At 65.9% G+C, this 14,042-nt stretch carries 15 protein-coding genes; 8 read left to right on the forward strand and 7 right to left on the reverse strand.

Going from position 1 to position 14,042, the window contains the following annotated elements:
* Positions 1–110 precede the first annotated feature (110 nt).
* Positions 111–2,018, forward strand: a complete 1,908-nt coding sequence (locus ACSFCA_RS10520; protein WP_435459473.1) for a hypothetical protein — start codon at positions 111–113, stop codon at positions 2,016–2,018.
* A gap of 88 nt (positions 2,019–2,106) precedes the next feature.
* Here the strand turns inward: ACSFCA_RS10520 and ACSFCA_RS10525 are convergent, their stop codons facing one another.
* The 4 genes from ACSFCA_RS10525 to ACSFCA_RS10540 all read right to left on the reverse strand — a co-directional run bounded on the left by ACSFCA_RS10525 (position 2,107) and on the right by ACSFCA_RS10540 (position 4,533).
* A complete protein-coding gene (locus ACSFCA_RS10525) occupies positions 2,107–2,619 on the reverse strand; it encodes a murein hydrolase activator EnvC family protein (RefSeq protein ID WP_309148838.1) in 513 nt (170 codons plus the stop codon).
* Positions 2,620–2,762: 143 nt separating this feature from the next.
* On the reverse strand, positions 2,763–3,245 hold the full coding sequence (locus tag ACSFCA_RS10530; RefSeq protein WP_093052660.1) for a CreA family protein: 483 nt from the start codon (positions 3,243–3,245) through the stop codon (positions 2,763–2,765).
* Positions 3,246–3,262: 17 nt separating this feature from the next.
* Positions 3,263–3,814 (reverse strand): NUDIX hydrolase, encoded by a 552-nt coding sequence (locus ACSFCA_RS10535; protein WP_093052657.1) that lies wholly within the window; start codon positions 3,812–3,814, stop codon positions 3,263–3,265.
* A gap of 17 nt (positions 3,815–3,831) precedes the next feature.
* The gene (locus ACSFCA_RS10540) at positions 3,832–4,533 is read right to left on the reverse strand and encodes a fumarylacetoacetate hydrolase family protein (RefSeq protein WP_435459474.1); all 702 of its coding nucleotides are present in this window, start codon (positions 4,531–4,533) and stop codon (positions 3,832–3,834) included.
* 122 nt (positions 4,534–4,655) lie between these two features.
* Here ACSFCA_RS10540 and ACSFCA_RS10545 point away from each other — a divergent pair, with 122 nt between their 5' ends.
* The 3 genes from ACSFCA_RS10545 to pgeF are packed head-to-tail and all read left to right on the forward strand — an operon-like array spanning position 4,656 to position 7,011.
* Positions 4,656–5,585 carry a tetratricopeptide repeat protein gene (locus ACSFCA_RS10545; RefSeq protein ID WP_258349978.1) on the forward strand — a complete coding sequence of 310 codons (930 nt, stop codon included), beginning with the start codon at positions 4,656–4,658 and terminating at the stop codon, positions 5,583–5,585.
* 23 nt (positions 5,586–5,608) lie between these two features.
* On the forward strand, positions 5,609–6,247 hold the full coding sequence (gene maiA / locus ACSFCA_RS10550; protein WP_258349977.1) for a maleylacetoacetate isomerase: 639 nt from the start codon (positions 5,609–5,611) through the stop codon (positions 6,245–6,247).
* 5 nt (positions 6,248–6,252) lie between these two features.
* On the forward strand, positions 6,253–7,011 hold the full coding sequence (gene pgeF / locus ACSFCA_RS10555; protein ID WP_258349976.1) for a peptidoglycan editing factor PgeF: 759 nt from the start codon (positions 6,253–6,255) through the stop codon (positions 7,009–7,011).
* Here the strand turns inward: pgeF and ACSFCA_RS10560 are convergent.
* Positions 6,943–7,266 carry a hypothetical protein gene (locus ACSFCA_RS10560; protein WP_435459832.1) on the reverse strand — a complete coding sequence of 108 codons (324 nt, stop codon included), beginning with the start codon at positions 7,264–7,266 and terminating at the stop codon, positions 6,943–6,945. The genes pgeF and ACSFCA_RS10560 overlap by 69 nt on opposite strands.
* Before the next feature lie 113 nt (positions 7,267–7,379).
* On the opposite strand from ACSFCA_RS10560, the gene phaC reads away from it, so the two are divergent.
* Positions 7,380–9,143 carry a class I poly(R)-hydroxyalkanoic acid synthase gene (phaC, locus tag ACSFCA_RS10565; RefSeq protein WP_435459475.1) on the forward strand — a complete coding sequence of 588 codons (1,764 nt, stop codon included), beginning with the start codon at positions 7,380–7,382 and terminating at the stop codon, positions 9,141–9,143.
* Between the two features lie 49 nt (positions 9,144–9,192).
* Positions 9,193–10,371: an acetyl-CoA C-acetyltransferase gene (locus tag ACSFCA_RS10570; protein ID WP_093052636.1), complete on the forward strand. Its 1,179-nt coding sequence runs from the start codon at positions 9,193–9,195 to the stop codon at positions 10,369–10,371.
* A 149-nt stretch (positions 10,372–10,520) separates the two neighbouring features.
* On the opposite strand, the gene ACSFCA_RS10575 is transcribed toward ACSFCA_RS10570, so the two are convergent.
* Positions 10,521–11,159: a glutathione S-transferase family protein gene (locus ACSFCA_RS10575; RefSeq protein ID WP_435459476.1), complete on the reverse strand. Its 639-nt coding sequence runs from the start codon at positions 11,157–11,159 to the stop codon at positions 10,521–10,523.
* A gap of 28 nt (positions 11,160–11,187) precedes the next feature.
* Here ACSFCA_RS10575 and yghU point away from each other — a divergent pair, with 28 nt between their 5' ends.
* Entirely contained in the window at positions 11,188–12,066 is an 879-nt protein-coding gene (gene yghU / locus ACSFCA_RS10580) for a glutathione-dependent disulfide-bond oxidoreductase (protein WP_435459477.1), read from the forward strand.
* A gap of 16 nt (positions 12,067–12,082) precedes the next feature.
* Entirely contained in the window at positions 12,083–12,673 is a 591-nt protein-coding gene (locus tag ACSFCA_RS10585; RefSeq protein WP_093052627.1) for an NADPH-dependent FMN reductase, read from the forward strand.
* Between the two features lie 449 nt (positions 12,674–13,122).
* Here ACSFCA_RS10585 and ACSFCA_RS10590 read toward each other — a convergent pair whose 3' ends face one another.
* Positions 13,123–14,034, reverse strand: coding sequence for a LysR family transcriptional regulator (locus ACSFCA_RS10590; RefSeq protein WP_435459478.1), 912 nt, complete (start codon positions 14,032–14,034; stop codon positions 13,123–13,125).
* Positions 14,035–14,042: the final 8 nt, after the last annotated feature.

Genomic DNA, 14,042 nt, shown 5'->3' on the forward strand with positions numbered 1-14,042 from the left:
ACCGCATCCTCAAAACAGAGGATGGTGAGGAAGGCAGGGGCACAGAAGAATCGCAACGCTCGTGTTACGAGTTGATTCTTTTGTTTGCCCTTTCACCTGAAAAACCATCCATGAAAACAAACTTCGCGACCCCCGAGGCTTCCAGCCCGCTCTTCTTCAAGACGACGCGTTCCGCATGCGCAGTGGCGCTCCTGATCTCGCTCGCAGCCTGCGGCGGGGGTGGGGGCGGCGGTGGCGGCGGGTTCGCCGGCTTCCCGGCTGCGGGCGGCGGCAACCCGCCGGCCAGCGATCCGCCGGCCGCATCCACGCCGGTTACGTTTTCGGGCACGGCAGCCTCCGGCCTGCCCCTGGTGGGTACCGTCACCGTCAAGGACGCCAAGGGCGTGACCAAGACCGTGGCACTGGTCGACGGCAACTACAACATCGACGTGAGCGGCATGACGGCGCCTTTCGTCTTTCGCGCCGAAGGCACGGTGGGCGGCGAGCGCACGGTGATCCATTCGGCCGCGACCGCCGCCGACGCCAACGGCACCATCAACATCACGCCGCTGACCGACCTGGTGGTGGCCAACATCGCGGGCCGGTTGGCCGAGCAGTACTTCGACGGCGGCGAATTCGCCTCGCTCACGGCCGACGAGCTCAAGGCCGAATCCGACGGCCTGAAGGCCAAGCTGCTGCCGGTGCTGCTGGCTCTGGGCGTGGATGCGAGCATCGACTTGTTGCGCACCGCCTTCACGCCGCTGTCGAGTGCGCTGGACAAGGCGCTCGACGTGCTGCGCGTGAGCGTGGACCCGGCCACCAACGTGGCGACCATCACGAACATCGTCACGCAGCAGCAGATTGCCGACGATCTGGCCGTGAAGGCGGCCGCCGAGACCTCCACGACGCCGCTGAGCGGCGATGGCATGAGCACCGCGGCGGACGACATCACGCTGATCCGCAAGGTGCTGTCGGACTTCGTGGGCAAGTTCGCGAACGGACTGCCCGCGCCGGCCGAACTGCTGCCCCTCATGACCGATGGCAGCAACCCTGCCACCGGAACCTATGGCTTCCGGTCCTCCGACCTGAACGCGGCGCAGTTCGCCGGCGACGCGGCGTCGGACCCCAGCCTCGTGGGCGCGAGCTTCACGGACGTGGTCATCCAGCGGATCAACTACACCATCGACGCGAACAACACGAGCCCGCGCGCGTATGTCGAATTCACGCACAAGGACAAGAACGGCGTCGCCTTCAGCAACAACCAGGGCATGCAGATCGTCAAGGGCACTGACGGCACGTGGCGCCTGCGCGGCGACGGGCGCGTGCTGGACATCAACCCGCACATCCACTCCACCAAGGAGAAGGCGACGGGTTGCGTGAGCAGTTCGCTGCAGTTCGCGATCCAGGACACGAACACCGGCAACAGCGGCAACGTTGCCTCGGTCGTCGTTACTGGGCCGGGGCTGCCCGCGGGCGGCTTGCGCCACATGCGTCCTTCGGGCGGCGGCGATTGGCCGATCCAGGGCTCCCCCAACAACAACTATTACTACCTGACGTCGAACTGCAGCGGCCTGTCGACCGCCGGCCTGAGCGACAGCGCGATCGCGGCGATTCCAGCCACGCCCGAGTACACCTTCACGGCCTACGAAAGCGACGGCTCGACGGTGGCCAAGTTCAGTGGCTTCGACATCGTCTACAAGCACCGCTTCCATGGCCGGCCGATGACGCTGGCGGAGGCGGCGGCCGCAACTTACCCGGGCTTCTCGACCACGCCAGCCTTCGCGTCCTACTCAGGAGGCAGCGACTTCGCCGTCAGCGCAACGGACCTGAACCCCGGCTTCGCCGCGGAGTTCTTCCTGAGCCTGGTGTCCGGCCCATCTGCCAGCGTGCAGGACCGTGCCGATGTAGCTCCGTCGGCCGCGGGCACGGCATCGAAGACGTTCAACCTGCCGGCGCAGGGTTCCGTCGTCTACAGGAATATGTACGTCAGCACGTACGACGCCAACTGGCGCGAACTGGCGCTTCGCGACCAGAACTGAGGACCGGGGTCGCCCCTCAAAGCCGAAAGCCCCCGCGAGGGGGCTTTTTCATGGACGCAGCGCCAGCAGACGGGCTGCTGCGGGGAGGCTACTGCTGCAGCCGTCCGCTGAGGTACGGCTCCGGGTCGACGGCCGTGCCGTTCTTGCGGATCTCGAAGCGCAGCTTCACGCGGTCGGCGTTGCTGCGGCCCATTTCGGCGATCTTGTCGCCCTGGCGCACCACCGCGTTTTCCTTCACGAGGATGGTCTGCACGTGCGCGTAGGCGGTAAGGAAGGTCTCGTTATGTTTCACGATGACCATGTTGCCGTAGGCCGGCAGTTCGCCGCCCACGTACACCACGCGTCCATCGGCCGAGGCGACGACCGGGTCGCCTAGGTTGCCGGCGATGTCGATGCCCTTGACGCGGTCGCCGTCGAAGCGGGCGATGGTCGCGCCGTTCGCGGGGCGGACGAACAGGGCTGCCGGGCGTTGCTGGACCGGTGGCGGCTTGACCGCCGGGGCCGGCCACGGGGTGTTGAGGTCGACCGTGGAGCAGGCCGCGAGGCTCGCGGCAAGCAACGCTGCGGCGCCGGTACGTAAAACAAAAGTCTGAAGGTGCATGGCGCTTTGTTGGAACGGGTTCGTTGCGGAGGGTTCCTGCGGTCTGGCTCGCCGGGCGGGCCAAGCGGCAGATGCTAGCAAACTCACGCGTCGGCGCTTGAAGAGCAACCCGACGCGAAGTGGCCATTGAAGGCGGTCTGAGGCTATTTCAGCGGAATGGGCGTGCCGCGATCGATGGGCACTGCCGTCACGCTGTTCTTGGGCGAACCGTCGATCAGCAGGTCGGAGTAGGTCAGGTACACCAGCGTGTTGCGCTTTGCATCGACCATGCGCACCACGCGCAGGCGCTTGAAGAGCACCGACAGCCGTTCGCTGTAGACCTCTTCGCGCTTGGGCAGCGGCTGCGTGATGCTCACGGGGCCGACCTGGCGGCAGGCAATGGAGGCTTCGGACTTGTCCTCAGCCACGCCGAAGGCGCCGGCCAGCCCGCCGGTCTTGGCGCGCGAGACATAGCAGGTAACGCCAGTGACCTTGGGGTCGTCGTAGGCCTCGATCACGATCTTGTGGTCGGGCCCGATGAGCTTGAAGGCGGTGTCGACGTCGCCCACCGTTTCCGCGTGTGCCGTTGCGGCCAGGATGAACCCGAAGCCGAGCGCGGCGCGAAGCAGGGTGGAGCGAAGCGTCATGGGTGTGTGCGGTTTTTTCAAACGATGTCGATCGTGTGGACGCGGTCGAAGCTGCCGCGACGCCGGTCCTCGAAGTAGTGCTCGAGCGTTTCGCGCACGGTGCGAAAGGCGATCTCATCCCAGGGGATTTCTTCTTCGGTGAAGAGCTTCGCCTCGATGGTTTCGTGGCCCGGGTCGAACTTGTCGTCGAGCAGGCGGGCGCGGTAGAACAGGTGCACCTGGCCCACGCGCACCACGCTGATGACGGAGAACAGTCCCTCCATCACGTAGTTGGCGCCGGCCTCTTCGTCGGTCTCGCGGGCCGCGCCCTGGGCGGTGGTTTCCTCGAGTTCCATGAAGCCGGCCGGCAGCGTCCACTTGCCCCAGCGCGGCTCGATGTTGCGCTTGCACAGCAACACCTTGTCACCCAGGACCGGAATGGTGCCGACCACGTTCAGCGGGTTCTCGTAGTGGATGGTGTGGCAGGCCGGGCAGACGGCGCGCTGCTTGGTGTCGCCGTCGTCCGGCACGCGGTAGACCACCGCGGTGCCACAGTTCTTGCAGTGCTTGATGGGTACGCGCAGGAGCATGAAACCGGCCGCCGACTTCAGACGACCTTGACGGTCAACGTCGGCAGGCCTGCGACTTCGCCCACGAGCGTGTCGCCGGCCACCACGGCGGCCACGCCTTCGGGCGTGCCCGTGAAGATCAGGTCGCCGGGCTGCAGCTCCCAGGCGGCCGACAGGTGCTCGATGGTTTCGGCCACGTTCCAGATCAGCTTGCTCACGTTGCTGCGCTGGCGGTCGGTGCCGTTCACCTGCAGCGAGATCTCGGCCTTTTCGGCGTCGCCGGCTTGCGCCACGGGCACGATCGGGCCAATGGGTGCGCTCTGCTCGAAGCTCTTGCCGATGTCCCAGGGGCGGCCCTGTTTCTTCATGTCGTTCTGCAGGTCGCGGCGCGTCATGTCGAGGCCGACCGCGTAGCCGTAGATGTGCTTGTGCGCATCGGCGGCCGCAATGTTCTTGCCGCCCGTGCCGATGGCAACCACCAGTTCGATCTCGTGGTGCAGGTTCTTGGTGAGCGTGGGATAGGCCATGGTGCCGGTCTGGCCCGCAGCGACCGCCACCAGCGCGTCGGCCGGCTTCATGAAGAAGAAGGGCGGCTCGCGGCCGGTGAAGCCCATTTCCTTGGCGTGATCTTCGTAGTTGCGGCCCACGCAGTAGATGCGGTGCACCGGAAAGCGGGCGGGCTGGCCGGCCACCGGCACCGAAACGGTGGCGGGCGGGGCGAAGACGAACTCGGAAGCCATTTCGACGTGTCCTTTTTCAGCGAAACCTAAGCGGGAGACCGGCAGTGTGCCAGAGGAGGGAGGCTCACAATAGACGCTTCCCGCATCTCCCCCGTGTCTCCCCGCATCCGTTCATTTCGACCATGCCCATCCGAATCGGCAAAGCCGGCAAAGCCAACGCCCTCAACGAACTCGGCCGCCAGCGCGACGAGGAGGGCGACCAGGACGGCGCGCTGCAAGCCTATGCCCAGGCCAGCGCCGTGCATCCGTACTGGTCGGCCCCCTGGTACAACGCCGGCCTCATCCACAAGTACCGCGGCGACTGGGCCGCCTCGCTGCAGGCCAACGCCCGGGCCGTGCAATGCGAGCCGCGCAACGAAGGCGCGATATGGAACCTGGGCATCGCCGCCACGGCGTTGGGCGACTGGGCAACGGCCCGCAGCGCCTGGCGGCAGTACGGCATCGAGGTGGCGGACGGCGAAGGCCCCGTCGATCTTTTCATCGGACTCACCCCCATTCGCGTGCACGGCGACGAGGCCAGCGAAGTGGTGTGGGCCGACCGCATCGATCCGGCCCGCGCCATCCTGCGCAACGTGCCCACGCCGGACTGCGGCCACCGCTACGGCGACCTCGTGCTGCACGACGGCGCGGCCAACGGCTACCGACTGCGCGGCGACCGCGAGGTGCCGGTGTTCGATGCGCTCGAACTGATCGCGCCGTCTGACTATTCGACCTACGAAGCCACCATCGAGGACGCGACCAGGGAAGACATCGACGCGCTCGTCCAGCGCTTCGAGGCCGCCGGCGCCAGCGCCGAGAACTGGACCACCAGCATGCAGATGCTCTGCCGCGCCTGCTCCGAAGGCCGCCCCTTCGGCGAAGGCCAGCACAACCACGCGGCCGGCGAGGAGCCGGGCACGCTGGGGCCATGGCGCATCGGAATTGCCGCGCGCGAAGAGGCGGCTGCGCGCCGCATCCTCGACGAATGGCGCGGCGCCACCATCGCCACCACATCACCGAAGGCCGCGCTGCACGACTTCCGCTGCGTGCTGGCGGCCACGCCCCGCTCCTGAGGGAGCGCTATGCTTGAGAAATCATGAAGCTGCATAACTATTTCCGTTCTTCCGCCTCGTTCCGCGTGCGCATCGCCCTCAACCTGAAGGGCCTCGATTTCGACTACGTTCCCGTGCACATCGCGCGCGGCGACCATCGCACCGGTCCTTATTCCGCCATCTCGGCCGACAGGCTGGTGCCGTTGCTCGAAGACGAGGGCGAGCGCTTCTCGCAGTCGATGGCCATCATTGAATACCTCGACGAAGTGCACCCCGAGCCGGCGCTGCTGCCGAGCGACCCGGTGGGCCGTGCCCATGTGCGTGCGCTGGCGCAGTCGATTGCATGCGAGATCCATCCGCTCAACAACCTGCGCGTGCTCAAGTACCTGGTGAAAGACCTGAAGCTCGACGACGAAACCAAGAACGCCTGGTACCGCCACTGGGTGCGCGACGGCATGCTGGCCTTCGAGCGCCAGCTTGCGCAGTACCCTGCCGGCATCTACTGCTGGGGCAACACGCCCACCATGGCCGACTGCTGCCTGGTGCCGCAGATCTTCAACGGCCGCCGCTTCGACTGCGACTTCAGCGGCTTGCCGCGCACCATGGCCGCCTTCGAGGCCTGCATGGAGCTCGACGCCTTCCAGCGCGCGCAGCCCTCGCAGGCGCCCGACGCGGAGGCCTGAGCCTCATGAACGAGCGCTGGCTCGTGCCCGACTGGCCTGCGCCGCCGAATGTGCGTGCCGTGTGCACCACGCGCGACGGCGGTGTTTCGCGGGGGCGCTATGAGAGCCTGAATCTCGGCGATCACGTGGGCGATGAACTCGCGCACGTGACGGAGAACCGGAACCGTTTGCGCATGGCCATCGGCGCGCGGCCGGTTTTCCTGCAGCAGGTGCACGGCACAGGCGTCGTCGCACTCGATGCCGCGCAGGACGTGGTACGCGACGGTGCTGCTGCCGATGCCTGCACGGCTACGGCGACCGGCCTGGCCTGCACGATCATGGTGGCCGACTGCCTGCCTGTGCTCTTCACCGACGAAGCGGGCCACCGCGTGGCGGCAGCGCACGCCGGGTGGCGCGGGCTTGCGGGCGGGGTGCTCGAACAGACCGCCAAAGCTTTCAAGGCAGATGGCGCGGCCCGGGTCATCGCCTGGCTGGGCCCATGCATCGGCCCCAAGGCGTTCGAGGTTGGCCCCGAGGTCAAGGCCGCCTTCGAGGCGCATGCGCCCGAAGCCGCATCCTGCTTCAGGCCTGCGCCGGCGCCCGGCAAATGGCTGGCCGACCTGCCCGCATTGGCACGCCAGCGGCTGCGCACGGTGGGCATCGAAGCCGTTCACGGCAATGACGGCAGCGACGGCTGGTGCACCGTCGGCAACCCGTCACGGTTCTTTTCGCACCGGCGGGACGGCATCAGCGGCCGCTTCGCCGCCCTGGTCTGGAAGGTCTGAGCCCGCGTCTTGCGACGGGGCTTCTTCGGCCGCGGCACGCCGGGCAGCTTCTTGCGCTTCGACCTCGCGTTGTTTGATCGCACGGCGCCGCGCAGGCGTGCCCATCAGGTAAACCACCAGTGCCACCGGCGCCAATCCGTACAAAAGAAATGTGAAGATGGCGCCCAGCACCGTGCCGTTGGTGTTGGTGGCTTCGGCCACCGCCATCATCACGGCGACATACAACCAACCGATGACGATCAGATGGATAAACACTAGAAGTTTCAGTTGGTAAGCAAAGGGGGCGGCGTTGTGAGTGCCTTGTGAATGCAGGATACTCAAAACACGCAAGCCATCCGTATCGTTTCAGGCGAGGACCAGGAGACATGATGAAGCAACAAGCCACGGGGGCCGATGCGTTCGCGCCCTTTCAGCAGGCACTTTCAGAGGGATGGAGCAAGGCGCTGGAGTCGTTCCAGCAGTCCGTCGCACAGGGCACCGTACCGGGGGCTTCGGCCTTCAACGTCGGTGGCACGCCGCTATGGCAATTGCCGCAGGGTGCGAAGATGCCCGAGCTGCCCAAGTTCTCCATCGACCCCGAAAAACTCCAGTCCATCCAGCAGCAGTACCTGGCGGAAGCCACCGAACTCTGGCGCCAGGGCTTCGCCGCCAAGCCCGAAGGCGACAAGCGCTTTGCCGGCGATGCCTGGGGCAGCAACCCGCTGTCGGCCTTCTCGGCGGCCGTCTACCTGCTCAACGGCCGGACCATGCTCGGCATGGCAGAGGCCATCGACGCCGACGAAAAGACCAAGGCGCGCATGCGCTTCGCGGTCGAGCAATGGATGGCCGCCTCGGCGCCCAGCAACTCGCTGGCCTTCAATGCCGAAGCGCAGAAGAAGGCCATCGACACGCAGGGCGAGAGCATTGCCAAGGGCATCCAGAACCTGCTGCACGACGTGAAGCAGGGCCACCTCAGCATGACCGACGAGAGCGCCTTTGAAGTGGGGCGCAACGTGGCCACCACCGAAGGCGCCGTGGTGTTCGAGAACGAGTTCTTCCAGTTGCTCGAATACAAGCCGCTCACGCCCAAGGTGTACGAGCGGCCGTTCCTGCTGGTGCCGCCGTGCATCAACAAGTTCTACATCCTCGACCTGCAGCCGGAGAATTCGCTGATCCGCTATGCGAACGACCAGGGCCATCGCGTGTTCGTGGTGAGCTGGCGCAATCCTGACGAGTCGATGGACAAGGCCACCTGGGACGACTACATCGAGAACGCCGCCATCAAGGCGATCCACACGGTGCAGGAGATCAGCGGCAGCAAGCAGATCAACACGCTCGGCTTCTGCGTGGGCGGCACCATCCTGAGCACTGCGCTCGCGGTGCTCGCGGCGCGCGGCGAGAAGCCGGCTGCATCGGTCACGCTGCTGACCACCTTCCTCGACTTCAGCGACACCGGCATCCTCGACATCTTCGTGGACGAGACGATGGTGGCGTACCGCGAAATGCAGCTCGGCAAGGGCGGCCTGCTTCCGGGCGGCGACCTGGCCTCGACCTTCAGCTTCCTGCGGCCCAACGACCTGGTCTGGAACTACGTGGTCGGCAACTACCTCAAGGGCGAGACCCCGCCGCCCTTCGACCTGCTGTACTGGAACAGCGACGCCACCAACCTGCCGGGCCCGTTCTACGCCTGGTACCTGCGCAACACGTACCACGAGAACAAGCTGGCCAAGCCGAATGCACTCACCGTGTGTGGCGAGAAGATCGACCTGGGCAGCATCGACATTCCGGCCTACATCTACGGCTCGCGCGAGGACCACATCGTGCCCATCGGCGGCGCATATGCCTCCACGCAACTGTTGCCGGGCAAGAAGCGCTTCGTCATGGGCGCGTCGGGCCACATCGCCGGTGTGATCAACCCGCCGGTCAAGAAAAAGCGCAGCCACTGGATTCGCGACGACGGCAAGTTCCCGAAGACGCAGGCCGAATGGCTCACCGGCGCGCAGGAGCATCCCGGTAGCTGGTGGACCGACTGGGCACAATGGCTCAAGGGCCACGCGGGCAAACAAATACCCGCTCCCAAGGCGTACGGCAACGGCAAGGCTTACAAAGCCATCGAACCGGCGCCGGGACGCTACGTCAAGGCTCGCGCCTGACCTTCGCTTCGCTACACCTCGATTTCAAATCACTTCAACGGAGAACCTCATGGAAGACATCGTCATCGTTTCGGCAGCACGCACGGCGGTCGGCAAGTTCGGCGGCTCGCTCGCCGGCATCTCGGCCACGGAACTGGGTGCGATCGTGATCAAGGAAGTGATTGCACGCGCCAACCTCACGGCCGAGCAGGTCGGCGAGGCCATCATGGGCCAGGTGCTTGCGGCCGGCGCGGGCCAGAACCCCGCGCGCCAGGCATGGCTCAAGAGCGGCGGCGCCAAGGAAACCCCGGCGCTCACCATCAATGCCGTGTGCGGCTCGGGCCTGAAGGCCGTGATGCTGGCGGCGCAGGCCGTGGCCACGGGCGACAGCGAAATCGTCATTGCCGGCGGCCAGGAAAACATGAGCGCCGCGCCGCACGTGCTGCCCAACTCGCGCAACGGCCAGCGCATGGGCGACTGGAAGCTGGTCGACACCATGATCGTGGACGGCCTGTGGGACGTCTACAACCAGTACCACATGGGCATCACCGCCGAGAACGTGGCCAAGAAGTTCGGCATCGACCGTGCGGCTCAAGACGAACTGGCACTCGGCAGCCAGACCAAGGCCGCCGCCGCGCAGGACGCCGGCAAGTTCAAGGACGAAATCGTCGGCGTGAGCATTCCGCAGAAGAAGGGCGACCCCATCGTCTTCAACCAGGACGAGTTCATCAACCGCAAGACCAGCGCCGAAGGCCTGGCCGGCCTGCGCCCCGCCTTCGACAAGGCCGGCGGCGTGACGGCAGGCAATGCCTCGGGCCTGAACGACGGCGCAGCAGCCGTGATGGTGATGACGGCCAAGAAGGCCGCCGCCCTCGGCCTGAAGCCGCTGGGTCGCATCGCCAGCTACGCCACCGCCGGCCTCGACCCCGCCATCATGGGCATGGGCCCGGTGCCTGCATCGACCAAGGCGCTGCAGCGCGCCGGCTGGAAGGCCGCAGACCTCGACCTGCTCGAGATCAACGAAGCCTTCGCAGCACAGGCCTGCGCCGTGAACCGCGAAATGGGCTGGGACGTGAACAAGGTGAACGTCAACGGCGGCGCCATCGCCATCGGCCACCCGATCGGCGCGTCGGGCTGCCGCATCCTGGTGACGCTGCTGCACGAAATGCAGCGCCAGAACGCCAAGAAGGGCATTGCCTCGCTGTGCATCGGCGGCGGCATGGGCGTTGCGCTGACCATCGAGCGCTGAGAAGGCGCGAATAAACCTGCTGCGCACCCCGATCTCGCATCTGCGGTCCTCACCGTACCTGGGTACGGCTCCGGTCCTCGACGCGACCTCGGGGCGCTCGCGACGGTTTCTTCACACCTTCTCTGCCGACGGGCCCCACGGCCCACCGCTCAGCGCGACATCGACGGCCGCTGCGCCATCGCCGCGCGCCAGCGCAGCAACTCGGGGTGCTGTTCCCCGGGCTTGACCCGCACCACGCGGGCAAAGTCCACCGCCACCACGGCGGTGATATCGGCGATGCTGAACCGGTCGGCGGCGACGAAGTCGCGGCCGGCCAGCCGCTCGTTCAGGGTCTCGAAGAACTGGTGCACCCGTGCCAGCCCGCGCTGTGCCAGTTCGGGAATCTGGGCGTAGTTCACCGGCCCGGGCAGCGCCCGGTCGGCCATGGCTGGCGAGCCGTTGCGCAGCGTCTCGGCAATGGCCAGCAGGCCTTCGAATTCGATGCGCCAGTTCCAGCTGGCGATCTCGGCTTTTTCCTGTGGCGTGCTGCCCATCAACGGCGGTTGCGGGTAGCGGGCCTCCAGCCAGGCAGCGATGGCGGCGTTGTCGGTCAGCAGCAGCCCATCATCGTCATCGGTGCGTAGCGCCGGCACCGTGCATTGCGGATTGATCGCGCGGTAGGCATCGCCCATTTGCTCACCACGGGCGAGGTCTACCTGCACGGTCTCATGGGCAATGCCCTTCTCGGCAAGCAGGATGCGGGCGCGCCGCGGGCTGGGTGCGGTGGCGCAGTCGTAGAGAATGATCATCGTCTGTCCAACTCCTGGAACTCATCGCATGAATGGCACGACAGCCTACACGCCGCCCACCGTCTGGTCCTGGAACAAGGAAAGCGGCGGCCGCTTCGCGAACATCAATCGCCCGATCGCGGGTGCCACGCATGAGAAGGACCTGCCGGTGGGCAAGCATCCGCTGCAACTCTATTCGCTGGCAACGCCCAACGGCGTGAAAGTCACGGTGATGCTGGAAGAGCTGCTGGCACTGGGCCATACCGGTGCGGAGTACGACGCCTGGCTGATCCGCATCAGCGATGGCGACCAGTTCGGCAGCGGCTTCGTGGCGGTGAACCCGAACTCCAAGATTCCCGCCCTGATGGACCGCAGCGGCGACACGCCCATTCGCGTGTTCGAGTCGGGTGCGATCCTGCAGTACCTGGCCGAGAAGTTCGATGGCGCCTTCCTGCCGACCGAGCGTGCGGCGCGTGCCGAATGTCTGTCGTGGCTGTTCTGGCAGATGGGCAGCGCGCCGTACCTGGGCGGCGGCTTCGGGCACTTCTATGCCTACGCGCCCACGAAGATCGAATACGCGATCGACCGCTTCGCCATGGAGACCAAACGGCAGCTCGACGTGCTCGACCGCCGGCTTGCCGAGAGCCGCTACCTGGCGGGCAACGACTACACCATCGCCGATATGGCCGTCTGGCCCTGGTACGGCGCGCTCGCCAAGGGGCAGCTTTACGAATCGGGCGAGTTCCTCCAGGTGAGCGAGTACAAGAACGTGCTGCGCTGGGCCGATGAAATCGCGAAGCGCCCGGCAGTGCAGCGCGGCCGCATGGTCAATCGCGCATGGGGCCAGCCGAACAGCCAGCTGCACGAGCGCCACGACGCCAGCGACTTCGAGACCCGCACCCAGGACAAGCTCGAAACGCCCACCTGAGCGCCGGAACACAACGATGAGCGACAAGATCCTGGTCTTCTACGGCTCGTACCGCTCCGATCGCATGGGCGTGCGCCTGGCGGACTACATCGTCGCTGGGCTTCGCGCACGCGGCGACGATGCGGAGTTGATCGACGCGAAGGCTGTCGACCTGCCCATGCTCGACCGCATGTACAAGGAATATCCGAAGGGCTCCGCGCCTGCGGCCATGGAAGCCCTGGCCGAAAAGATCCGCACGGCAGACGCCTTCGTCTTCGTCACCGGCGAATACAACTGGGGTCCGCAACCGGGCCTGAAGAACCTCACGGACCACTTCCTCGAAGAGTGGTTCTGGCGGCCCGCGGCTGTCGCGAGCTATTCGGCAGGGCGCTTCTCCGGTGTGCGCTCAGGCACGGTGTGGCATTCGATCCTGTCGGAGATGGGCATGGTCGTGGTGTCGAGCACGCTCGCTGTCGGGCCGATCTCGCAGACACTGGATGCGGCAGGCAAGCCGACGGGGCCCGCGGGCGAATCGCTGGAGCGCTCGTTCGGCCGGTTTGCGGACGACCTGGCGTGGTGGACCGAGGCCGCGCGGGCGCAGCGGGCGCGCAAGGCGCCGCCGTACTGAGTTGCACGCCCGCGGCGGGCTGGGCGGCGTGGCTTGTTCACCGCTGTTTTTTTGGGCAAAGTGATTAATCCCCTTATAAAACAACAGCTTGCATGCCTTTTACAAGGCTCCGCATGAGTTACCCCCAAAGTTGTGCACAGAAAATGGGGACGACATCGGACTTTTCGCAATCGCGTGCAAGTTGCTGATTCAATGACGTTTTCTGCCCACTGGAAATCGCGAAAAAGTTCTCTTCGCAGCCGCTTTCGGGCCCAAGACGGCTGTTTTGCCCGCCAAGGTTGTTCACCGCTCAAATTTTGAGCAAACTAAGGAATACCCTTGTAAAACAATGACTTAAATCTGTTTTACAAGGCTCCTCATGAGTTACCCCCAAAGTTGTCCACGGAAAATGGGGATGGGACGGACTTGTTCAGCAAACGCCCGCAAGTCCATGTTTTTGGGCGTCGCGCTCAGTTCTCTTCGGCCAGCTGCCCGGCGTAGTGCCGGCACAAGGTTTCGACCAGCGCCTGCGCATAAATCGGCAGCGCCGCCCGGTCTCTCACCAGCAGGTAACGCTCCCGCACACACCACGCATCGCTGAGGTCGATCAGCGCGAGTTGCATGCTTTCCTGGTTGCGCCGCGCAGCCGATTCCGGCACCACGCCGATGCCTACGCCGCTGCCGATCATCCGGCACATGGCGTCGAAGCTCCCCAGCTGGATGCGCAGCTTCTGCCGCTTGCCGAGGTTGTCGGTGATCTGCGCCAGGAAGGTCTGCAACGTGCTGCCCTGCTGCATGCCGATGGCGTCTTCATCGAGCGTCTCGGCAAAGGCGATGCTGCGGCGCCTGGCGAAGCGGTGCTTGCGCGAGGTGACGAGCACCAGCCGGTCGGTGCTGAAGTGGATGGCCTCCAGCCCCAGCGTGTCGACGCGGCCCGCGACGATGCCGATGTCGGCTCGGCCGTCGAGCACGCCGCGCGGGATCTGAGCATTCGGTTTTTCCTGAAGGTCGACGTTGATTCGCGGGTTGTGCGCCAGGAAGCCCGGCAGGATCTCGGGCAGGAAGTCGGTCACCGCCGTGGTGTTGGCGAACACGCGCAGGTGGCCGCGCAGGCCGCCGCCGTATTCGAGCAGGTCGTCGCGCAGTTGCTCCGTTTGATGCAACACGAGGCGAGCGTGATGCAGGAAGGCTTCGCCCGGCGGAAGCAGCCGCACGCCGCGGGCCTCGCGCTGCAGCAGCTGCAGGCCGGCCTGCGTTTCCAGCGCCTTGATGCGCGCGCTGGCGGCAGCCAGCGACAGGTGCTGGCGCTCGGCGGCCCGCGTGAGGTTGCCGAGTTCGGCCGTGGCCACGAACAGCCGCAGGTCGGTGAGGTCGAAAAGCATCGAGCGAT

The organism is Variovorax multivorans (assembly GCF_051216835.1).
Classification (GTDB): domain Bacteria; phylum Pseudomonadota; class Gammaproteobacteria; order Burkholderiales; family Burkholderiaceae_C; genus Variovorax.